Origin of the sequence: Alicyclobacillus tolerans, from assembly GCF_048984885.1 — a bacterium.
GTDB lineage: Bacteria > Bacillota > Bacilli > Alicyclobacillales > Alicyclobacillaceae > Alicyclobacillus_I > Alicyclobacillus_I tolerans.
Genome location: NZ_JBMGNK010000002.1, coordinates 2,928,061 through 2,950,534, shown reverse-complemented (window position 1 = coordinate 2,950,534; position 22,474 = coordinate 2,928,061). Strand labels below are relative to the sequence as shown.

Genomic DNA, 22,474 nt, shown 5'->3' with positions numbered 1-22,474 from the left:
TTAAAATAAAATAGACAAAAAACTTCGACACCTATTTACAATTTTCGTATGTTTGATAAAATAATAGACATCAAGTCGCATATTCCACCAACGATGCTCAGGGCAAACCAGTAGAAATGCTGGGACGCAAAGCTTCGGGTCTACGGGTTAATACCTATGATAGCCGGGCTGCCATGGTTGCTGATGTTAAAGAGCAATCTTCCCTGGGGAGATTGCTCTTTTTTCTCCAAACCCAAGGCTGGTTGTCCTTTGCTTCGGCACCGCTGCTCACCCTCCGAATGTCTGCATCCCCCCAGTCAATGCTGTGCAGACATTCGGCACCACGCGGTGTGGTGGCTTTGGAGGAAAAATAGACATGGCAAAGCATGGATGGGCTGTAGGGGTAGCAACGATTTCAACACTTTCCATAGGGGCGTTCTGTGCGCCACAAGTTTTCGCAGATGGTCTTTCCACATCTCATTTTCCCAATCAAGCACAATCCGATAGTATGTATTGGTCAAGAGCTAGCAATGACTTTTATATACAAGCCAGCAGTGTACCTTATACAGAGAGTGGGACGCAAACACTGCTTAATATTCAACCTGGAGAGCCGTTATACTTAATGGCCTATACAGGTGACAAAAATCTGACTTCAGTTCGTTGGTTGGTCAATAGTCCGGATGCTGCCATTGTGCCGGATTCACCAGATGAAATCTGGAAGTATGGCTCCAACACAGTCCAAATGGCTGTTTTCACAGCCAGTGAGCCTGGTATTTATACAGTGCAAGCTAGCTCCGAGGGTCAATACAGTGTGCCTTTGGTACTGATAGTAGGGTTACAACAGTTAGCAGGTCAAATTTCTCCTCAATCAGCTAAATGGACAGGTGTACAGCCCTTCTCTGCAACTGATGCCGGACCAGCGTTAGCTACTGGCGAGACGGGTAATATTCAATATGTAGAGTACAACCCCATAGCCAATACAGACTGGATTCCTGTACAGGGAACGGTCATGGGGGATGAATCTCATGTTGTCGTTCAGCTATCCAGTAACAGTGGACAAGGTATATGGAATTATCTTCTCCCTGTGCAAAATCACGAATTCTCGGCAGATATTCGTTCTCCCTTTACTGGAAGTATAAGTATTTCCTATATTTCACAATTTTATCACCAGCTAAATACTTCTGGAGATTACACATGGCAAGGGGGATATACACTTTCTATCAATGGACCGCAAACAAGTGAGTCCAGAAAGGCGTTACTGTATTCAGCGTTTATGGATGGAAATGTAAATCCGAATGCCAGTATGATAGCGAGCCAAATTTTCGCCAATTCTCCATCTCAAGAAACGGCTGCGGCAGCTATTGCAAATTACGCCAGTGAGAGCATGTCGTATGATTGGTCCATGGTAGATGGGGGCAAGTATTTGTTTGAAGATGTTGCATCAGCGTTCTCTTTGCGTAGTGGTGTTTGCGAAGAGATTGCCGAATTAGCAGCAACGATGATGAAATCAGTAGGCATTCCCGCAGAAACTGTGATTGGTAAAGCCCCAGTCAATAGTGCGGAAGATAATCATGAGTGGCTTCAAGCGGACGTGGGAGGCCGTTGGGTAGTCATGGATCCGACTTGGGATAGTCCCAATCAAGGCCCCAATACTTTATTGTCCAACGAATATATGACAGAAACCGTTTCTCTTGAGACTAGCCATCTGCCTGATAATCGCCTGGTGGGCAGTATTCAGTAATCGCAGCTTAATGATGTGTTCCTGCATGGGGTTTATGAAAATAAACCTTCATAAGGTGATTCAAAAAGCTAAGACGCAGGTATTGCGCCTTAGCTTTTTTGTTTGGACCATTGATTGAATTCTTCCCACCATTCGGGATGAGCTTCAATAAACTCCATCAGGTTGCTGATTTTTTTCATGGCGTTGCGTGAAAAATAATGTTCAATACCTTCCACCGTTCGGTCAATCTCCTCTGTGTCCGTGAGACCAAGCGATTGAAGAAAAGACTCCAACATCTGATGTCGTTTGGATAGATGCAAACCAAGGGAATAGCCTTCTTGTGTCAGGTTAAGACCTCGGTAACGCTCGTAAATCAACAGTCCATCTTCATCTAATTTTTGAATCATTTTGGAAACCGAAGCATTATTGATACCGAGTCGGTCAGCAATATCGGTAACTCGTGCATAACCTTTATTTTGAATCAGAATCCAAATGGCTTCAATATAGTCTTCCTGACTCGGGGTGGTGGACACCGAGCAACACTCCTCTCCGCCTCGACCGCTGGGTTCGCGGAATTTGTGCGGACATCATTGATGTTGGTTGCGCGTTGTCTCAACCATTCGAGTCATTTATCGAAGGTTATTGACAACCGTGAATGCTACGGCAACCAACATGAAAACGACGTAAAGCCGCAGACCCCAAATTAAGGTCTTTAATCCCCAGCCGAGTGGCATACGGCCCATATTTTCCAAGCGCTGCATCGCTTCTTTTTGTTCAGTGAGCAACGCTTCAACAAGCTCCGGATGCTTCTCCATCTCTCTTTGTGTTCGTATTGTAACAGAACTTGTATCGTTCGTCGCTATGGAAGTTGTTGTCATGTTGTTCACCTCTTATAACGTGAAGTTGGGGAAAATGGCTGTCAAAGCGTACAGGATACCAGCTATGCAAATGAAGACGCCGATACTGATTGCTAATGTGTTGGCCCATGCCTTGTTGCGGTATTCGCCCATAATCTCCTTGTCATTGACGAGCAGGAGCAGAAAGCCTAATGCTGGTGGCATGGTGAGTACGGCGATCACGTTGACAATGAGTACCACCCATTCTAGTGGGAAATGGGGGATGAGGACAATGCCTCCAGCCACCAGAACAATGGCGAATAGTGTTAAGTAAAAAGATTTAGCTTCTTTGAATGAACTGTTCAAGCTATGATTTTTCCTCTGAACTTCACCATATGCGTAAGCAGAAGAAGTTGAAATGGCAGTAGCAGCTACAAGCCCAGCTTCCATAATTCCTAGTGCAAACAAAGTGGAACCTGTTCGCCCAATGTACGGTTGGAGAGCTTGCGCAAACTGAGCCGCGCCAAACGACGCGCTGTTCATGTGATGAATAAACAAAGGTGATGTAGCAATGATGCAAGCCACTGCAGCTAGCGTAGCCAAAATTGCGCCAAGCAAAGTATCCAGTTGGCCGTGACGTATATCGTGTTTCGATAAGCCTTTATCTGTAACAGCACCTTGCTGGAAAAAGAGCATCCAGGGAGTGATTGTGGCGCCAATATCAGAAAGAAAGATGACCAGATTATTGTTATTTAGACCGCCGGCAGGAAACGGTTGAAATGTCAGAAAAGACTTTCCTACCGCACTCCAGTCGGGGTGAGCTAGCACTGCAATGGGAATAAACACTAGATTAAAGAGAGCCAATGCCATGGTAATTCTTTCCCATGACCAGTAACGGCGGAAGCTATAGGCCAAAAGAATGATTACAATGGCAACAGGGATAGCTATAAATTTAGAAATATGAAAATAGCTCGCTCCCGCCACCACACCGACAAACTCGGTAATAAGTGTTAGGAAATTGGTGAAAATCAAATCTATCATGGCAAAGTTGCCCCAAAATCGTCCAAAACGTTTGTATATCAATTCCGCATGTCCTGCTTTGGATACGGCTCCAAGTCGGACAGTAATTTCTTGAACCACAAAGGCCATCAAAAAAGTTAGAACAACAAACGGAAGAAACACGCCGATTCCATATTGTGAGCCGGAAGCAGAGTAAGAGAGCATGGAAGGTGCGTCATTCTCACCCAACATAACCAGTACACCTGGACCAATCAACAACCAAAGTAAACGTGCGTATTTACCTTTTGTTTTAGCATCCATAACTTTCCAACGATCCAGTGCTCTGGAGGTATTTTCACGCGCGTTCAAAAGATCACCTCTTTTCCTATAGTTGCACTTCATCCAAACTGAATGGGATAGGTTACATCGGCAATATTTCATTTGTGAATCAAAATTAGCCTAGAGAAACTTTTTTTGAAAGAAAAATGCCGCACAGTAAGGTTTTATCCAGATCACAATCTTTCCTGTGGGCAACTTCTATAGTTCATCTTATGTCGTCTATAAGAAAGTTGCAACCCATTTTTTAAAATTTGTTGGGCATCCATTATTGCGAGAAAATTTGATTACCTATTTTTGTAATTTCTGGTTTACTCCATATCCAGGGTGACGTAGAGGTTGCCGGGTTGAAATAGTAGAGAGCTGAACCGACTGGATCCCAACCATGAATTGCGTCCATGACAGCCTGCAACGATTCAGCATTGTATGGTTCGTTGATGGTACCATTGCTAACACACTGAAAGGCTCCAGGCTGATAGATAATACCGGGTATACTTTGCGGAAATTTAGGATCTTTAAGTCGGTTGAGAATAACGTCTGCAACTCCTACCTGCCCCAGAAGGGGCTCGCCTTTGGCTTCTGCGTGCACGACATGAGCCATCAGATCAATATCAGCTGGCGTAAGCGCGCTGGTTCCAGAATTCGATACGGCAGCGCCTGTCACTACATCGCTGTTGGCAGGGACACTTTGACCGCTTGCTACGCTTTCCGCATTGCTTTGGCTGTTCTGTGGATTGGGAACGATTTGGCCATCCGGAAGTTCCTCCATACCGTGTGGTAAAGGTCCGACATAATGCCATCCCTGAGTTGCCTTGACCAATTGCATTTTAGTCGCCATATTCACATAACCAGTGGGCTGCATGCCAAACGCGTATTGAAAATCACGTACCGCCCAATAAACATCCCACGTGAAAATACCGTTGATGGGACCGTGGTAGTATCCCAAATATTTTAAGCGGTTCTGCAATTCGTAAACGCTGTATCCAATACAGCCGTAGGAAAGATTGCGATCGGAAAAAGCTTGGACAGGGCTGTTGGGCAAAACGGCGAAACAGCTACCAGCTACCATACATGCCAGAAGCCACTGCAGACCGAATTTTTTTCTCACAATCCATCACCTCTCTTTATCAGCGTTTGCGAAAAACGGATGCCTTATGTACGAATCAGTGGCTTCGAGTAAAAACTCGCAGCCATAAATTTGACGTTTTATCAACGTTTTTTTGTCGGAAATATGACGAATTGGTAACTATCATCTAAAACCTCCATGCATCCACGAAGATTTCTATAAAATGGGATTCATGAGATTTTGCTATGTTTTGCATGTGGAATGAGGAGGACATCATGAAAAGACAGCGAGTCATTCAAATGGCATTGGCGTCTTTGTCGAGCGTAGCCTGGTTGGGAGTGAGTTCATGGACAAGTGCCGATGCTGCTTCCATCTGGACGAATCTAGCGAGTCAAGCTACTTTGAAAATTTCCGTCACAGGCTATCCGGATCAACAGTTTGCTGAACAGGAAGATGCTTATCAAGGGAATCTATTGCAAGGCAGTGCTTGGCAGGGTTTTAGTCATCAGGGGGGGCGAGAGTTAGATATTCATTTGCCTCAACCAGCTGTGGTACATGCCTTATCCATCGATGTGCGACAATATTTACCAATGGGAATTTACTACCCATCATATGTCCAGTTTGAAGTTAGAGAGAATGGAGTTTGGCATACGCTCGGACGAGTTTATAATGATCGATCTCGTATCGGCCTCAGAGATAGTTCGCAACGCTTTACACTTTATTTTCCACCTACGCAAGGTCAGACGTTTCGGATTCTTTTTCCTGTCCATGTCTGGGTTTTTGCCCGTCAAATCGCTTGTATGGGAACCTATCAGGCTGTTTCTGACGCGAAGACGGCTAATGATTATCCGATTTCCAGCGTGACTCCTGCGAATACGACGGGTCAAGCTTTAACACCTGCATCCGCCAATCAAATAGAGAACATGTTGCTTGTTAACGTATCACCGGACAGTCCGCTCTACACCTCAAGTCAGTTTGCCTCATTAGTAGCTTATGATAATCAGCAGAATGAGCCGGTAGCTCCTTTTTTCAATACGATTCTTTTCCTTGCAGATGGTTCTGTGCAAGATAACAAAAGTGCTTGGAATCAATATTTGGGAAACTTGTTTTCTTCTCAAGGCCAATTAGCTCAACTGCAGGAGGCAGTTTATCAAGACAATGCCAAGCTTGGTACTCCAAATGCTGTAGAGAATGTCGTTTTGACCCTACCATCCACTCCGTACAACGGTGGCGATTTTGGTGAAATAGACGGTCAGGACTTGTCATTCAATCCAACTTTGACGCATCCCTTTGCTGTACAAGCACGAGAAGCTGCCATTCAATGGTTTTTGCAAAAAGCTGTACAGGATTTCGCGGCAGGTGCTTATCCCAATTTGCGCTTGGCTGGCTTTTACTGGCAGCGAGAAGATTGTCCATCCGACGCTCTAGGAGAGAAACAACTGATTCAATATAGCAGTGCCCTGTTGGCTAAGGACAAGCTGCCACTTCTATGGATACCCTTTTACGCGGCCAGTGGCGTCACAGCATGGAAGCATCTGGGTTTTCAGGCTGCATGGCTGCAACCCAATTATGCTGAACTTGGCAATCAGGCTTTTCCGGCACGATTGACAAACGCAGCAGACATTGCAGAGCGTTATGGTATGGGATTGGAACTGGAATGGACGCGTCTGACTCCTAATGGCGAAACGCTCTATGTCCAACAACTGCAACAATTTGCAGCGGATGGATTAGGTCAAGGTGTTTCCCACGCTTTTTACGATGGCGCCAATTTTTTATCTCACGCTGAAGCTTCGGCTAATCCATTTACACGCGCGATTTATGATGATACTTATGATTTTGTTTCTGGACAATATAACAAGATAGGAGCACCCATTCAATGAGAATCGTACGTTCCCTTTGTACTGCGGCTCTATTGATGACCTTCTGCCCGACTGTGGTTTTGGCCAGTACTCAAACCTCCCATCATCTTGAAGGTTCACAAGAGTTTGTGACAACCATTCGTATCAACGGCAAAGGTATGGATAGACCTTATGGGCGAGTTTATCAAAACACGACTTTTATACCGATTTGGTATGTGATGCAGGCGTTGAATTCTTTTCAATATCAGAGTCAGTGGAACGGGAAACAATGGGAAATCACTGCACCATCCGTTTCTTCTTCCTCACTATCCCGCATAGGTGGTAAAGGGAACATGACCATCTTCCTCAACGGCCAAAAGGTGGCCCAAGTTCCTTCTTTCGTTGCGCCCGATCCGTTAACGAAGAAGCCCACAACGTATGCGCCGATTTGGTATGTCATGCAAATACTCAAACAAGCTGGGGTAATTTCTATATGGAAAGATCACATCTGGTCCATGCAAACCGTCACGCCTTCCAAACAAACTTCTCCAACTCTATCTCTTCCACCTGTACTCCCTTCCAACGAGGTGGCTGCAGGTTCCTTTGTCTTGCAATTTTTGACTGAGGAAGGGGAATTGCCACCCCATAGTACTCCTTTGCAGGCCATGTCATTCGCAATTCAAAATGGTTGGTGGGACACGAATTCTACACAGCATACAGAATACTTGGGTGCCTATGAACCACTTACTGTTGAAGAGGCGGAGCAATTAGACTGGAATTTTCTCGGCATGAGTAATCCTGCCTTTCAACCCGGCGGAAGTATGTCGGCTTGGGCTCAATTTATTGGCCTCAATCCTGCTGGTTTAAGTTTGACGGCTGATGTTACACCTTCTGAAGCCGATGCCATGTTACATGTGATAGCAGATGACTCACAGGGCTATCAGGCTTTAAAAGAGCATCAATGGCAGATTGTATATCCACCAGAAAATGAAGCTATGGCTACCTTTCAAGGGGATATGACAGCCAATGGTCAACCTTTTTTCACATCCAATCAAGCTGTTCAACAAGTGATTCAAGACACCTATCAATTTTTTGATGGTATCCAAGTTCAGGCTTCATCGAATGGTAAGCAATGGATTGTCACTCTGCCCAACGTCAGTGCGGCAGGTGAGTTTTACATAGCCAGTTCGAACAATGCGAATTACAGTGTGAATGGCGGGCAAACGTGGCAGACTGTCAATCGTTTAGACAGTCTGCGTTTGAATGAGCATTCATCTGTACAAATACAACTACCTGATACGTCTGCCCTTTCACTGAGCTATAATGTTCTATTGCCCAATTTGGGGGGCTCTACAACGCTTGGTGAAATGACCTTACGTCTCAATTCAGCTGAACAGTTGCAAGTTCATCGTGATCAACTAGATTAGTTTGTTTCCATTTGTCGAAAACGCTTGGCAAATGGCCAATGATGAGCCAATCCTACAATGGCTGTTGCGGACGGCAGAAATAGGCCAAGCAAAATAAGAGCGTAGAGCATGAGACCTATAATCACAGCCAAACCAATTTCCATCAATGAAGTGACGCCAGAGACGATTAGGCTGCCAAATGTCCCTGCCATAATGATGGCTGCAGAGAAGACAACTCCCCCCATACGCAACATAGCCGCACGCATAGCGCTTGCTGGAGCGTCTGGCGATTTTTTGAGTTCTTCATCAAAGCGCGCCATCAAGAACATGGAATAATCAACTCCAAGAGCAACCAGCAACAAGAAGACAAAGAAGGGCACAGGCCAGGAAAGACCTGGCTTGTGCAGCACATGTATGGTCAATGTCTGTACCAAGCCCATGCTGACGAAATAGGTTCCCATTAACGAGATCATGATATAAAGCGGTGCCAAAATGGACTGCAACATGAAAATCAACAACAAAAAGATACAAGCAGAGATAATCGATACGGTACGGACAAAGTCATCCGTCGAAACTTGATTGAGCGCGTTTTGAACGGCCGTAGGTCCTGCAGTATAGATATTGCTTCCCTGATAAGGTGTAGCGGCAAGAGCAGTAGCGGCGTCTTGTTGGAGTTCTCCTAACTGTTGCATGGCCGTCAGGGAATAAGGATTATGATTCAGAACTACACTGATGGTTGCAACATGGCCATTGGCTGAAATATAGGCGTTCATCGCCTGCTGTAAACCTTGGTTACTATTCAATGTATGGGCAGGCACAAAAAATCCTGGATTCCCCTGACTTGCAGCCATGCTGGATTCCCTCAAGGCATTTTGGATCTGTTGAACACCTTGCTGTAATCGACTCATACCTTTTCCTGCTTTTTGTAAATTCTGATCCACAGGTGCGAGAGCTGCCGTAAATTGTTCTACTCCAAGGGCAACTTGTCGATTTCCGTTTGCCAATTGAGATGCCCCGTTGGCTAATTGACGAGTCCCCGCTGCCAAGGCCTGTCCAGCTTCGTTCAATCGACTCGCTCCATTGGCAATTCCTTCAATACCTGAGGTTAATTGCGTTGCGCCGTGATTCAGTTGCTGATTGGCTTTAGCCAACTGACTTGCGCCACTCGCAAGTGGTCCCAGTCCTTCTGTTAATTTTTTCGTACCAGCAGCCAATGCTTCCGTACCGCTTGCCACCTTTGTCGATCCGTTTTTGGCTGCTGTGGCGAGGGCTAAAATCTGTTGCCAAGCTGGATTGGTATTGTCGTTAGGATGCGACTGGCTCCATGCTGCAAGGGCATTTGCCAATTGATTCGCTGCCTGTGCTAACTGATTGGCGCCGTTTGCTGTTTGCTCGCTGCCGTCTGCCAGTGTGCTTGCAGCCTGGTTGGCGTTTGTCAAACCCTGTGCTAATTGATTGGCTCCATTGGCACTTTGAGCAGCACTTTTTGCCAACTGTTGCGTACCTTGATTGAATTGCTGGGCTCCGGATGCTAATTGACTTGTTCCTTTGGAAAGTTGGCTAGCTCCTACTGCTGCTTGACTGATTTTTCCTGATAATTGTTGAGCTCCGTTGGCGACACGCTGGGCACCTTTTTGTAAAGCGGTGAGTCCCTCTTGATTGCCGCTGCTTTGACTGAAGCCGGATTGTAATTGTTGTAATCCGGCAGACACCTGTTGCAGACCGTTGGCTGCAATTTGATTTTGTTTCGCTAATGTGAATAAGGAAATCGCTTTGCCGGTAGGTTGTGTGGCACTCATGACCTCACTTACACCAGGTTCAGAGGAAAGTGTATGTGAAACATCTTGAATAGCGGCAAGCCCTGCTTGGCTGCGGAAATTTTTTTGGCTATAAAGAACGATGGTGGAGGGGAGAACATGTCCCTGACCGAAGGCGTTGGCCACTACATGAAAGCCTTGTACAGATGGAGCGTTAGGGATATCGTCCATAGGATTGAAGGTTCGGTCATCGCTAAATAGCATACCTATCGGGGTAAGGATGGCTAGAAGTACAAGCATGGTCCACCAAGGACGGCGTGTAGCGATACTACCTGTTTTCCCCCAGATACGTGAGGGAGGATGTTCACTTCCTGGCATCGGACGGCGAGGCCAAAAAAGGCTTCGGCCCAAAATGGACATCCATGCGGGGGTAAAGGTGAGAATCGCGAGCAGAGCTATAAAAATACCAATGGAAACACCAACAGCGGATCGATAAAGTCCAAAATGGGCAAAGCTGAGAGCTGCAAATGAGACGAGTACTGTCGAGGCGCTAAAAAGAACTGTACGGCTAACAGAACGAAGCGTGGCTTCAATAGCGTCCGTTAATGTTTCGTGATTTCTCGTTAATTCCTCTCGAAATCGATTGAGAAAGATAATGGAGTAGTCTGTTCCGGCTCCGAATAGCACGGCGATAAGAAAGGTCTGTGTAAAAGTAGAGACGGGTAAGCCGCGCTCTGCCAACCATGCTACCACCGACGAAGAAATGAGAAAGGATATACCGATGCTTAGCAAAGTTACCAGAGGTGCGAGCAAGGAACGAAAAACTATCAACAGAATAATCAGTACCAGGGCAACGGTCACTCCAGCGGTCTTTTCCACACCTTGCTGAGATATGGTTGAATCATCCCATTGGATGGGCACATCGCCAGTAAAGTAGATATGGCTTCCGGACGGGTTTTCGGTAAACCACTGTTTCAGTTTTTGTAGACTTTTATCGGTAGAACCAGCAATATCTCCACCAGGAAAGTTAACAATAGCGATTTCCGTTGTTTTATCTTGGCTGATAAAGGCACTCTGGTCAGCCTTGGTGTTCTCTGCGTCTGCCATGCTGCTGATGCCATAAGTTTGTTTGTGGGCATTCATATAGTTTAATTTATTTGAAAAGTACGTTTGATCTGCATGGGTGAGTCCGCCCTTTTGATAAATGGCAATTACAGCTGAACTTTGGCCGTTTTTACCCGGATTCACTTCTTTTAACAGGCGGCTTGCCACCATTACCTGGTTGTTGTTGGGTAAATAGTTAGTTTGTACGTGTAGAACGACACGGTTTAAATTCGGCAACCCTATCAAGCCGGCAACAGTTAGGGCCAGCCATAAGAGAAGAACCAGCCAGCGAAATCTGACAATAAAACGCGTATAAACCCCCATGAATTCTCTTCCCTCGTTTCTTGACTTTATAGTTATGTATTTAAATTATTTAGAGACAAAACATCATAACGACAGATTAACGACTTCTTTACTTGAGCTCAAGTAAAAAAAGGAAAATAATCTGGGTTGATGATAGGGTGTCGAGTAATCGTCAAAATTGCATGTCTGTCTGTATGGGCAAGTCCGTTATAATGTAAAAGCAGCGATGATAAGATTCGTGTTTGGAAAGCGCATCTCGCTTTGATGCGAGGGAATTTATTTGTCAGTCAGGAGAGAGGTGAGTAAAGTGACAGCTGAGATTCTCAGTTCACTAATTGCCGTCGTTTTTGCTTTGACTGTCATTTTTGTGCGTGTTCGGGCAAGTCGAAAACCAACAAACGCGCGAAAAATTTTAATTCCGCCAGTAGCCATGAGTACAGGATTTCTGATGTATATCGCGCCACAGACGCATGAACCATTTCTATACGCCGTCGCTGCTTTTCTGGTAGGTGTCATTTTTAGCTATCCGCTCATCTCCACCTCGAAAATGTATCGGGCTGAAGATGGCCATATTTATCTCAAACGCTCTCGCGGTTTTATAGCCATTCTGCTGATTCTGCTTGCTTTACGGATTATTCTGCACACTTATGTAGAACAGTATGTGACCATCCTGCAGACAGGGTCTCTGTTCTTTGTTCTTGCTTTTGGAATGATTTTACCATGGCGAATTGTTATGTATTTGAGGTATCGTCATCTTGCTGGACAACGAGTGGCTGCTGCTTCTGAGTCAGCATCATGAATGGTCTTGATAGCAAGATTATGTATAAAATGTTTTTCAGCCCTATCTAAGTTCTGGATGAGACGTCAAACCTAAAAAGAGAGTAAACCTGACGGCTGGCTTTTCATACGAAGGCAGATCAGGTGGTGGGAGGTACAGTGTGCGAATTCGTTGGATAGTATTACTCATTGTCTTGTTGGTGATTGCACTACCTGTTGTACAGTTGCTTCGTCCCATACCTTCAATTACTGCTACACCCATACTGGCATCAGATGCGCAGGTTCCTGGACAGGCTTCCATACGCTGGCCACAGCAAGGCGAAGCGGCTCTGGAAGTTCTCGGGATCGGCGAAATGGGTCATTTTGGTTCCAACACTCCACTGCCCATTGCCAGTGTGACCAAGCTTATGACAGCTTATCTGACTTTGAAAAAATATCCTCTCGGCGTGGGTGAAAGTGGTCCGGAATTAACCATGACACCTAAAGATGTGCAAGTTTATCAAGAAGATGTGGCTCAAGGCGAATCTGTGATGAAAGTGGTTGCGGGGGAAAAACTTTCCGAGCGCCAGCTTTTAGAAGGTTTGTTACTTCCTTCAGGTAACAATGTTGCTTACATTCTGGCTCACTGGGTTGCCGGCAGTCAGTCTGCTTTTGTCCAGCAGATGAACGCTGAAGCTAAAAAACTTGGCATGACTCATACGCATTACGTGGATGCGAGCGGTTTTAACCCTGGCAGTGCGAGTGATGCTCAGGACTTGTTAAAGCTGTTCAACAAAGTGATTCAAATTCGGGCTTTTCGAGATATTTCCGGCATGGCCCAGGCTACTGTGCCTGTTGCAGGAACGATATATAATGTAGATTATAATTTAGGTCAAGGTGGTATTTTTGCTGGTAAAACTGGAAGTACGCCACAGGCGGGTGGTTGTTTCGTCTTTGCATCCAAAAAGATGGTAGATGGCAAAAAAGCGACCATTCTGGGTGTGGTCCTGGGGCAGGAAGGGTTACAACCTTTAATGAATGCCTTAAATGAAGGTGTATCTCTTTCTGAGCAGGCGCAAAAAATGATTCGCGTAGTTCAAGTTTTACCTGCTCAAACACCTGTGGCTCAATTGTCTGTACCATGGATGTCGAATCCAATAACAGTGACAACCACTTCACCCATTAGCATGGTTGGTTGGCCTGGAATGACTGTCCATCGCGTTGTACACTTAGATTCAATGAAGGCACATAGCATTGCCGCTGGGCAAACCATTGGTACTGTAACCGTGATTGCGGGAAATCAAAAGATCAGTGAAACATTAACAGCACCAACCAGTATTCCCGCACCATCGTATAGTTGGCGTTTAAAACATATTTAAGGTAAGAAAACACAAAAGAGTTGGGGGCACGGGTAAAGAAGTCTATGTGATGGCTTCCCGTGCCCTTTTCCTCATCTTCTGTTAGACTGTCAGAAAGTATCATTATCGATGAATAAGGCTCCGGCCAAGGAGGGAACCTTTTGCGATCGAAGCGACCTACAGCACCTGCTGGAAAAAATACGACCAAAGCAGTAAAAGGCGGATTTTCCATTGGAAAGTTAATTTTGACGCTGATTATTGTTCTTTTGGTAGTGGTTATCCTATTTACTGTAGGATTCTTTCTGTTGGTGCAGTTTACACCTTTTAATGCAGCTAAAATGAATGATTTTAATTCGCCAACCGTTGTCTATGATGGTAATGGACAAAAATATATAACGATTGGCAATGGTTCATCCTCGATTCCCTATCAGGATATTCCAAAGGATTTACAGAACGCTTTAGTGGCTACAGAAGACCATACCTTCTGGAGTTCGCCATCGAGTATCGATTTCCGTTCTATTTTACGTGCAGCTTATGTCGATCTGCTTGCTGGCGGAGCCGATCAAGGTGCTAGCACCATTCAGGAACAATTGGCGAAGATGGTCTACTTAACCGACAACAAGTCGATTTCTTACAAGGTTAAACAAGTGGTCTTGGGTGTTCAATTATCTCGTCATTACACCAAACAAGAGATTTTAACCATGTATCTGAATCGAGTTTTTTTGGGATCTAATGCTACAGGTGTCGAACAGGCGGCCAAATTGTATTTTGGCGTAGACTTGCGCAAAGATCCTCACTTGACGCTAGATCAGGCTGCGCTTTTAGCTGGCTTGCCTCAAGCGCCTTCTGCATACGATCCGTTGTTGCATCCGCATGCAGCCATAGCGCGGCGCAATATTGTCTTGCAAAATATGGCTAACTACGGCTATATCTCGCAGGCCAAAGCAGATTGGGCTATGAAGCAACCTTTGGGTGTTTCTGCACATTCTATGGGTGAAAGTGGTTGGAGCCAACATCCACTTTTCACGAATTTTCTCTTTGATTGGGCTCAGCGTCATGGCATCTCGCCAGAAGAACTTTCACAGGGCGGCTTGAAAATTTATACGACGATTGACCCCAATGTTCAGGCGGCTTTGCATCAAGTATTCTTTACGAATAAATATGACAATGATTGGCCAGGCCCCACAACCGGTACAGTAGTTGAAGGCGGCGCCATCTTCCTTGATCCAAAAACGGGTGCAATCTTAGGCGCAGCAGGCAGCCGTAAACAAGATTACACAAGACTAGGCATTGATCGTGTCTATTCGCTTAGTTCACCGGGATCGTCCATCAAACCGATTATGGATTACGGCCCTGCTATCGAAAGTGGCAAATGGAACTATTTGTCCGTTTTGGACGATACTCCACATGATTTTGGCGGTGGGTATACACCGGAAAACTGGAATCCCAATGCGCCACCGAAAATTACCTTACAATACGGTATCCAGTGGTCCCAGAATGTCGCCTCTGTCTGGTTGCTGCAGCAAATCGGCATTCAAAACGGTGTGAGCTTTGCGGAAAATGATGGTATACCTGTCAGCCAACAGGCGTCTCATCAGTTGGGTATTGCTATTGGTGGGAATCTCGATGTCAGTCCGATCATGATGGCGCAGGCGTATGAGCCGTTTGATGACAATGGCGTTCAAATGGAAGCGCATCTTATCAATAAAATTGTCAACGCATCCGGTCAGGTCATTTATCGCGATCCGGTTCAAGCCAAGCAGGTCATGACACCTCATACGGCTCACGTATTAACCCGTTTGATGCAAGATGTTGTCGATTTTGGAACGGGTCAGTTAGCGCAAATTCAGGGATGGGGTGTGGCTGGTAAAACAGGGACAGTCCAGTATTCTCCTGGATTGGTAGGCAATCATCCAAATTGGGTAAGAACGGGCTGGTTTGACGGTTACACGCCGAATATTGTGGGTTCCATTTACATCGGCTATGACGTGACAACCCCAGAACATCATATGTCTTGGGTGACGCTCGACCCATCAGGCAATGCGGCTGAACTTTGGCGAGACGTGATGGTTAACGCGCTTGCTGGTCAGACGCCGCAACAATTTCCGGAAGGTCCCTATCCTTATGCAACAGGTCTGCCGAATGCAGCTATGAACACTTCACAGCCTATTTCTGGTTTACAGGCTAGTTACAACGCCAGCCAAAATCAGGTTATTCTCAACTGGAAGGCGAATGGCCAAAACAATGGTTGGGTCTATCAAATTTCGCGCGCAGAAGACAGTTCATCCAATGCAAGCAACAGCAATAACAGCGCAAGCAATACAACAAACAACAGTTCTTCTGCAAACAGCAGTAATTCAAGTTCAAGCAGCTTGACTTTCATTGGTCAAACGCAAAATACCACGTTTGTCGATCCCGGTGTTGTGCAGGGGAACACGTACACGTATCAAGTTCAGGCGTATGATCCTTCTACGCAGCAGACAGTGGGCTCTCCCTTGACAGTAACCATTAATGTGCCGTCTGCCACTTTGCCCAATCAAGGCAACGGTCCAGGTAACAACAATCCCGGCAACCCTCCTGGACAGGGACCAAATGGACCGGGAAGTGGTCAGGGAAACGGCACAGGCCCGGGAAACACCACGGGAAATAATACGAATGGTGGCAACCCGGGCAACACCACTGGAAATTCTTCGAGTACTGGGAATACGAGTTCTCCACCTTCACCGCCAGCGCCTGGAGGACAGGGGAATTCAGTGCCTGTAGGAAACTCGGTGCTACCGACATCGGCACCTGCACCCAGTAAACCAAAATCGAGCAAACATTAATGAAATTTCTAGAATAGAGATTTTCCACACCTCACCCTTCTTTAACTCAGGGGGTGAGGTTTTTTGAGTTGTCTGTAATTGTTATTGTGAGCTAAAGAAATATGGGCAATTTAATGAAATCAAAAAAAATCCGTAAAGAAATCGCTTCCTTACGTTGACGTAAGGTTACATTTTCGTTAGTATCTTTTTGTGAGGCGAAATATCAGAGTGTCTAAAATCAACAACGAGGTGGGGAGAGTGGAACAAGCGGAGGCGGAACTGTCTGTAGAAGCCGTCTGCCAGCGGCTTGGGCTGACGGCGAGAACACTGCATTATTACGAAGAAATTGGCCTGATTTCGCCAAAATCTCGAACAAGCGGTGGACACCGCCTATACGATGAAAAGGTCGTGGGCAAGCTTGAGCAAATTGTCCGCTTAAAAAATCATCTGGGATACTCTCTCAATGAGATTCGTCATATGCTGGATGTGGAGTCTAGGCTTGACCAGATTCGTCTCAATGCGGACAATGCGTGTCTCAGTGAAGAGATTCGCCGTTCTGAGCTTGAGGAAGCGGCTGATATGCTGCGCAGCACACTTTCTCAAATTCAGTTAAAAATGCAAAATCTGCAAAATATGAAAAATCGTTACGAAGAAAAACTTCGCATGACAGAAAAAGCTTTAGAGACAAAAAAATATACATTTATTTCACAGAAGGGGAGTGAGTAGGCGCATGTCTACATCAGTTGCAGCCGTCAATGCATCAGGGCGTGGCTCATCTTATAAATGGGTAGCATTATCTAACACGACGCTCGGTGTTTTGATGGCCTCTATTAACCAGACCATTCTTATTATTGCTTTACCTGCCATTTTTAAAGGTATTCAAGTCGATCCGCTGGCGGGCAATCAGACTTCGCTTTTACTCTGGGTTTTACTTGGTTTCAATGTGGCTACTACTGTTTTTCTTGTTACTTTTGGACGACTGTCGGACATGTTTGGGCGAGTTCGGCTTTATAATCTTGGGTTTTTCATCTTTACCATTGGCTCAATTCTATGTTCAATCACCTGGAGCAAAGGTGTGGCCGGTGAGGTTGAATTAATCATCTTCCGCTTGGTGCAGGGTGTCGGCGGCGCATTGCTGTTTGCAAACAGTTCTGCGATTTTAACAGATGCTTTTCCAATGGAACAACGCGGTTTTGCTTTAGGATTAAACCAGATTGCTGCAGTGGGTGGCAGCGTTATTGGTCTAGTTGTTGGTGGTTTGTTGGCTGATGCTGGAGATTGGCGCTGGATTTTCTTAGTCAATGTTCCGGTGGGTATTTTTGGAACCATATGGGCGTATCTGGCTTTGAAAGAGATTGGCGTCAAGGTAAAAGCTTCGCTTGATTTGCTCGGGAATTTGTTTTTGGGATTGGGAATTCTTGGTATTATGCTGGGTTTGACATATGGTATCATGCCTTATGGCACAAGCTCCATGGGCTGGGGAAATCCGTGGGTTGTCACAGCTTTGGCTGGCGGCGTAGTCTGTTTGATTGTGTTTGTCTTTGTAGAGATGAACGTGGAGCATCCGCTTTTCCAGTTGCATTTATTTGCGCACCGTTCGTTCACATTAGGCAATATTGCCTCACTTTTTGCTGCCTTGGCTCGCGGTGGTTTGTCATTTATGTTAATCATTTGGCTGCAAGGTATCTGGTTGCCGCTCCATAACGTTTCGTTCTCTCATACACCATTACAGGCAGGCATTGACACGCTGCCGCAGATGGTCGGATTCTTGGTAGCAGGACCTATTAGCGGGTATTTGTCAGACAAAGCAGGCGCGAAATGGTACACGTTTGCTGGCATGATTATTACAGCTGGTGGTTTTGCACTTATCAATACTTTACCGTTCAATTTTCATTATTGGACGTTCGCAACGTATCTTTTCATCATTGGTATAGGTATGGGTGTCTTCTCTTCGCCAAACTCAGCCATTATCATGAATTCTGTGCCACCGCGTTATCGAGGGGTTGCCTCGGGAATGCGAGCCACTTTCATGAATGCTGGACAGTTAATGAGTATGGGTCTCTTCTTCAGTATTGTAATTAGCGGATTGGCCAGTCGTTTGCCGCAAGCGTATTTGAATGGGTTGAGCCAACATGGCGTGCCTCTTCCGTATGCAGAAATGGTCTCCAAACTTCCGCCTACAGCGTCTCTCTTTGCTGCGCTTCTTGGCTATAATCCAATGGCTCATTTGTTGCCAGCGCAGATTTTGAACAATCTGTCCGCGGCGAATCGTTCTACATTACTCGGTATGCATTTCTTCCCAAACATGATTGGGCCTGCATTCCATCATGGGTTGGCTTTAGCGTTCTGGATTTCAGGCGGTCTTGCTCTTCTGGCAGCTATTGCCACTGTCTTTTGTAAAACCAATCGTGTGGCTGCGGTTGCCGAGCAAATGCAGTCAAAAGCGGATTTGCCGAAATCCACAGGTTTGCTCAGTTCAGTAGAAATTGCTCGTATGGAAAGATTGGGTCTGATTGCTTTGCATCAAGCACGCACAGGACTTTTACCGGATGCTCCGGAGGAAGAAAAGGAAAAAGCGCGCCGCGCGATTCAATTATTGCAGCAAGTTTTGGAACATAAACAGAATGTCAGTCTAAGCAGCTAGCTGATGGGTTCATCGTGATCGGGCAGAAAGAAAGGGGATGGAAGCTATGGATATCCAACGTTTGGCGGAAAATGTATTGGAAGATTTGGAGCACAGCAAGACTTCAGGTCATCATCATAAAACGGAAAAAAGTTCGCTGGATGTGGCTATGGAGCGTGTATTAAAGCAAATGATTGAGCCGCAGGCAGCAGAACCAACCAAGAAGCCGGAGGAACAGTCGCTGGCCTCGCAGGCGGCGACCGTACTTCGCCAACTGGCGCAGACACATGAGATAGCGCCCATTCAAACAGAGGTAGCAGCCACCAGTAACGTGGATACGGATGACGTGCAACATTTTTTATCGCTGCTTCTCGAAGACGTAGAGCGAATGACTGAAGAACACCGAACAGAGCCGTTAGCTCATCAGCCGTTTGTCTCATCTTCATTGAACGAGACTCCTGTTGCTTCTGCTAGTAACGTTTCCAGTGGGGTCAAGCGTGTACCTGTAAATAGACATCCATTCCGTCTGGTCTCACAAGGATTGCAAAGTGGAAAATTGGATGATTGGATTCAACGCTTTTACAAGTTGCATGAAGAAACTCGCGTACTCGGATGGATGGCCTATCAAAATGGACACAGTATTGCTTCGGACAGAGATTATGATGAAGAAATTGAGATTGTCCTGTTGCAATATCTGCAGACACTCCAGAATTTGCAACAACAAATTGAGGGCATGAATTTGGATAAATCATCTATTCATAGTGTACAGGGTCAAATCAACTTCTATTGGATGGAAGATAATATGGTCCTGATTGTATTTACAGATTCAGATCATCATGAGCGGGATTGGTTGCAGGATTTACTTTCTGCGCCGGTTGCTGCTACTGTAGCGCACGGACAATAACTGTTTCAAGCCATTGAGAAATCGAGCAGATACGGATAGAGCCTGGCAGGGATGATTGAATCCTTGCCAGGCTGTTTTTTAACTATTTCTTCTTTTCAATGATTTGGTATATGATGAAAGACAGACAAGCAGACATTGTGTCAGTCACTGAAGTATTCTTTACGAATTTGGATTTGAAAGTGGGTCAAAGGAGCGCGATGGATATGAAAGGAAAGCATACTACGCGCCTGATTGCTGGCGCAGTGGGTGCAGCAGGGTTAGTGGCGCTACTGAGCGCACCAACGGTTATGGCGGCAACGCAAGCCCCCATGGAAGGCACCTTGGTGGCACTGGGGGATTCTATTACGTTTGGGTATAACTTGCCAGATACTGCTGGCAATACAACTCCCTCTGTGGAAGCGTTTCCTGATTGGATGGCAAAACAATATCACCTTTCTGTTACGAATCTTGGCGTGCCTGGATGGACGTCAAAAGATTTGCTGCTCAATTTGCAACAACCAGACATTTCTTCGAGTATTCAACACGCAAGTCTGATTACACTGGACATTGGCAGCAACGATTTACTTCATTTTGCCGCTCGCTATAATCTGTTGCAAGATGCTTCCACAGTTGCTACCACCTATGGGCTGCAACTGACGCCGTCAGAGATGCAAAGTGGTATGCAGCTCGTTGACCAATTTAAAGAAAATTTGCAGGCCACATTAGCTGCCATTCGTAAAGAAAGTCAGGCACCCATTGTTTTATATACGCTCTATAATCCCTTTCCTTCTGGTAGCCCCTTGCATCAGGTGACCAATCAATTTCAAGGAATGATGGATGACATTATTCGCCAGGAGGCAGCCTCTTTCCCTAAAGTGGTTGTAGCTCATGCGCATTCAGCTTTTGCCGGTCATCAATTGGAATATGTTGATCTAAACCTGCACGATGTCCATCCCACTCTGCAAGGACAAGAAGTTTTGGCACAGGTTGGTGAGTCAGCACTGGCTAAAGCTCATCTTAGCCCTCTTTCCATTCCTGTCACGTCTTCTGTCAGCGCCGATGCACAAATGAAACCAAGTGGCAGCGTGGTTACCGGACAGTTGGGTGCTCTCAAATACACCGTTTCCGCATCTGCAGGTGCAGTGAGTTCAAAATCAGAAGTGCTGTTTGTGAGTCTGCCTCCCTCGCAAGTTCAAGGAATGATACCAGCGGGCGATCGCGTGGTAACCAGTTTCTCCCTCAATCTTTCAGCCAATACAAGCTTAAAAGCGCCTTTAAGTGTCCAATTACAATTCCCTTCTCTGCAAACAGGAGATGAATTGGTTCAGAAAACCCCCGGTGGTTGGCAATCGGTGCAAACGGCGTCGTTTCAACCCGGCAGCGTCAAGTTCTCAGTTTCTACACCAGGTGAATATGTGGTTCTTTCACCGGTCATACAAACTGTTTCAGCAACCAAGCCAGTTACGGGAGTTCCTGTATTGCCGGAAGCTGCTATGGCATTAGCTTTTCTAGGATTTGGCGCGGGTGTTTTGCGGATTGCCCGGCGCAGGTAAGTCATGCAAAAGCTTTCCAAACGTTGGTTGACTATTATCGGCATTGCGCTCTGCGTCATAGGGCTTGGCATAGCAGCTAGAATTCCATTTTTTTATCTGAGAAGTCGCGTTATTGGGCAAGCCGAATTGGCGAAAGCCAAACAAATGTTGCGTTCCAGTCGGCAGTCTCTGGCTCCACTTTCTCCTGCAGCCTCAGCGTTAGCAGCATCTCTTGGGGGCGTACCATCCGCCCCCCTGATGGGTATACTGCAAATTCCAAGTCTATCTGTTCGCGTACCCGTTTTGCAGGGAACTGACGATACGGTGCTCAATGTAGCTGCTGGACATCTAAAAAACAGTGCTGAACCGGGACAACCTGGTGCTAGTGTCATTGCCGCGCACAACGCAACCTGGTTTCGCCACATCAATCGACTGAAGAGTGGTGACCAACTGGTATTTGAGTCTTATGGACAAACCTATATATATCAGGTTACAGGACATGAAATCGCACATGTGGGTGAAAGCGTACCCAATACGGTAGCTCCCAGCATGATTTTGGAAGCTTGTTATCCCCTCGATGCGCTCTATTTAACACCCTATCGCTATCTGGTTTTTGCTCGGCTTGTTGCTGTACAGGCTACGTCTCAATCCGTACTTGCTGCTCATACGAGTGACATTTACAGCGTGCAATTGCCGAAAAAACTTATGGATTCGCCACAAATTCAACTGGCCAACAATCCATTACCCATGGGCACGTTGACATACACAGGCAATCCTTCTCCTGCCTATCAACAGAGCAATGCGCCGCTGTCCGCCGCCAATGCCATTACAGAATTATTTCTGGCATTTGTGCATATGTCAGCAGAAAATCGAATCCCAGAACTTTACGCGTTACTTCATCCTGATGCAAAAGTGATCCCTGTTGCCTGGCAGAAACAAATCACACAGATGGATCCCCTGCTGCATCATTCCATCCAACAAGTGCATTATGCATCCCAGTTTGATGTTCAACTTGATGTTCAAGGAACACGTCTTTTGTTGGTCAAAGGTCGCGTAAAGATTCGCGTAGCAGGCCAAAATGAATGGCTGCGCGTACAAGCCAGTGTTTCAGCACAGAATGTCGTGACACTTCACACATTCCAATTTATTCCCGAATCGCAATCAAATCCCTGAT

16 protein-coding genes and 1 riboswitch are annotated in these 22,474 nt (G+C 45.9%); of the genes, 11 read left to right on the top strand and 5 right to left on the bottom strand.

The window, feature by feature from the left end; translation table 11 throughout:
* Positions 1 to 91 precede the first annotated feature (91 nt).
* Positions 92 to 176: riboswitch (cyclic di-GMP riboswitch) on the top strand.
* A 179-nt stretch (positions 177 to 355) separates the two neighbouring features.
* Positions 356 to 1,720 carry a transglutaminase domain-containing protein gene (locus tag ACOJUR_RS14995; protein ID WP_420950431.1) on the top strand — a complete coding sequence of 455 codons (1,365 nt, stop codon included), beginning with the start codon at positions 356 to 358 and terminating at the stop codon, positions 1,718 to 1,720.
* 89 nt (positions 1,721 to 1,809) lie between these two features.
* Here ACOJUR_RS14995 and mntR read toward each other — a convergent pair whose 3' ends face one another.
* From mntR to sleB, 4 genes are all read right to left on the bottom strand, one after another.
* Entirely contained in the window at positions 1,810 to 2,232 is a 423-nt protein-coding gene (gene mntR, locus ACOJUR_RS14990) for a transcriptional regulator MntR (RefSeq protein WP_072873301.1), read from the bottom strand.
* 96 nt (positions 2,233 to 2,328) lie between these two features.
* Complete coding sequence (locus tag ACOJUR_RS14985) at positions 2,329 to 2,577, bottom strand: hypothetical protein (RefSeq protein ID WP_072873302.1); 249 nt, start codon at positions 2,575 to 2,577, stop codon at positions 2,329 to 2,331.
* A 12-nt stretch (positions 2,578 to 2,589) separates the two neighbouring features.
* Positions 2,590 to 3,903, bottom strand: a complete 1,314-nt coding sequence (locus tag ACOJUR_RS14980; protein WP_420950430.1) for an NRAMP family divalent metal transporter — start codon at positions 3,901 to 3,903, stop codon at positions 2,590 to 2,592.
* A gap of 235 nt (positions 3,904 to 4,138) precedes the next feature.
* Positions 4,139 to 4,978, bottom strand: coding sequence for a spore cortex-lytic enzyme (gene sleB, locus ACOJUR_RS14975; protein ID WP_420950429.1), 840 nt, complete (start codon positions 4,976 to 4,978; stop codon positions 4,139 to 4,141).
* A gap of 233 nt (positions 4,979 to 5,211) precedes the next feature.
* Between sleB and ACOJUR_RS14970 the strand changes: the two genes are divergently transcribed.
* Positions 5,212 to 6,816: a DUF4855 domain-containing protein gene (locus tag ACOJUR_RS14970; protein WP_420950428.1), complete on the top strand. Its 1,605-nt coding sequence runs from the start codon at positions 5,212 to 5,214 to the stop codon at positions 6,814 to 6,816.
* The gene (locus ACOJUR_RS14965; protein WP_420950427.1) at positions 6,813 to 8,201 is read left to right on the top strand and encodes a hypothetical protein; all 1,389 of its coding nucleotides are present in this window, start codon (positions 6,813 to 6,815) and stop codon (positions 8,199 to 8,201) included. The genes ACOJUR_RS14970 and ACOJUR_RS14965 overlap by 4 nt, the downstream gene beginning before the upstream one ends.
* Here ACOJUR_RS14965 and ACOJUR_RS14960 read toward each other — a convergent pair.
* A complete protein-coding gene (locus tag ACOJUR_RS14960) occupies positions 8,198 to 11,365 on the bottom strand; it encodes an MMPL family transporter (RefSeq protein WP_420950426.1) in 3,168 nt (1,055 codons plus the stop codon). The two genes, ACOJUR_RS14965 and ACOJUR_RS14960, sit on opposite strands and share 4 nt — an antisense overlap.
* A 277-nt stretch (positions 11,366 to 11,642) precedes the next feature.
* Between ACOJUR_RS14960 and ACOJUR_RS14955 the strand changes: the two genes are divergently transcribed.
* The 8 genes from ACOJUR_RS14955 (at position 11,643) to ACOJUR_RS14920 (ending at position 22,473) form a co-directional block, all read left to right on the top strand.
* The gene (locus tag ACOJUR_RS14955) at positions 11,643 to 12,143 is read left to right on the top strand and encodes a CcdC family protein (RefSeq protein WP_420950425.1); all 501 of its coding nucleotides are present in this window, start codon (positions 11,643 to 11,645) and stop codon (positions 12,141 to 12,143) included.
* Between the two features lie 139 nt (positions 12,144 to 12,282).
* Positions 12,283 to 13,479, top strand: a complete 1,197-nt coding sequence (locus ACOJUR_RS14950) for a D-alanyl-D-alanine carboxypeptidase family protein (RefSeq protein WP_083574061.1) — start codon at positions 12,283 to 12,285, stop codon at positions 13,477 to 13,479.
* Positions 13,480 to 13,619: 140 nt separating this feature from the next.
* Entirely contained in the window at positions 13,620 to 16,283 is a 2,664-nt protein-coding gene (locus ACOJUR_RS14945) for a transglycosylase domain-containing protein (protein ID WP_306953639.1), read from the top strand.
* A 237-nt stretch (positions 16,284 to 16,520) separates the two neighbouring features.
* Positions 16,521 to 16,988: a helix-turn-helix domain-containing protein gene (locus tag ACOJUR_RS14940; protein ID WP_072873311.1), complete on the top strand. Its 468-nt coding sequence runs from the start codon at positions 16,521 to 16,523 to the stop codon at positions 16,986 to 16,988.
* Between the two features lie 4 nt (positions 16,989 to 16,992).
* Positions 16,993 to 18,906, top strand: a complete 1,914-nt coding sequence (locus tag ACOJUR_RS14935; RefSeq protein ID WP_072873312.1) for an MFS transporter — start codon at positions 16,993 to 16,995, stop codon at positions 18,904 to 18,906.
* A 46-nt stretch (positions 18,907 to 18,952) separates the two neighbouring features.
* A complete protein-coding gene (locus ACOJUR_RS14930; RefSeq protein ID WP_072873313.1) occupies positions 18,953 to 19,789 on the top strand; it encodes a hypothetical protein in 837 nt (278 codons plus the stop codon).
* A gap of 113 nt (positions 19,790 to 19,902) precedes the next feature.
* Positions 19,903 to 21,321: an SGNH/GDSL hydrolase family protein gene (locus ACOJUR_RS14925; protein WP_420950424.1), complete on the top strand. Its 1,419-nt coding sequence runs from the start codon at positions 19,903 to 19,905 to the stop codon at positions 21,319 to 21,321.
* 3 nt (positions 21,322 to 21,324) lie between these two features.
* A complete protein-coding gene (locus ACOJUR_RS14920; protein ID WP_420950423.1) occupies positions 21,325 to 22,473 on the top strand; it encodes a class D sortase in 1,149 nt (382 codons plus the stop codon).
* The last annotated feature ends 1 nt before the right edge of the window (position 22,474 follow it).

What these genes read in the sequence shown, in the direction of transcription:
- ACOJUR_RS14985 (WP_072873302.1), bottom strand. Translation starts at nt 2,577, where the DNA reads ATGACAACAACTTCCATAGCGACGAACGATACAAGTTCTGTTACAATA.
- ACOJUR_RS14925 (WP_420950424.1), top strand. Translation starts at nt 19,903, where the DNA reads ATGAAAGACAGACAAGCAGACATTGTGTCAGTCACTGAAGTATTCTTT.
- ACOJUR_RS14935 (WP_072873312.1), top strand. Translation starts at nt 16,993, where the DNA reads ATGTCTACATCAGTTGCAGCCGTCAATGCATCAGGGCGTGGCTCATCT.
- ACOJUR_RS14920 (WP_420950423.1), top strand. Translation starts at nt 21,325, where the DNA reads ATGCAAAAGCTTTCCAAACGTTGGTTGACTATTATCGGCATTGCGCTC.
- ACOJUR_RS14995 (WP_420950431.1), top strand. Translation starts at nt 356, where the DNA reads ATGGCAAAGCATGGATGGGCTGTAGGGGTAGCAACGATTTCAACACTT.
- ACOJUR_RS14960 (WP_420950426.1), bottom strand. Translation starts at nt 11,365, where the DNA reads ATGGGGGTTTATACGCGTTTTATTGTCAGATTTCGCTGGCTGGTTCTT.
- ACOJUR_RS14930 (WP_072873313.1), top strand. Translation starts at nt 18,953, where the DNA reads ATGGATATCCAACGTTTGGCGGAAAATGTATTGGAAGATTTGGAGCAC.
- ACOJUR_RS14965 (WP_420950427.1), top strand. Translation starts at nt 6,813, where the DNA reads ATGAGAATCGTACGTTCCCTTTGTACTGCGGCTCTATTGATGACCTTC.
- ACOJUR_RS14970 (WP_420950428.1), top strand. Translation starts at nt 5,212, where the DNA reads ATGAAAAGACAGCGAGTCATTCAAATGGCATTGGCGTCTTTGTCGAGC.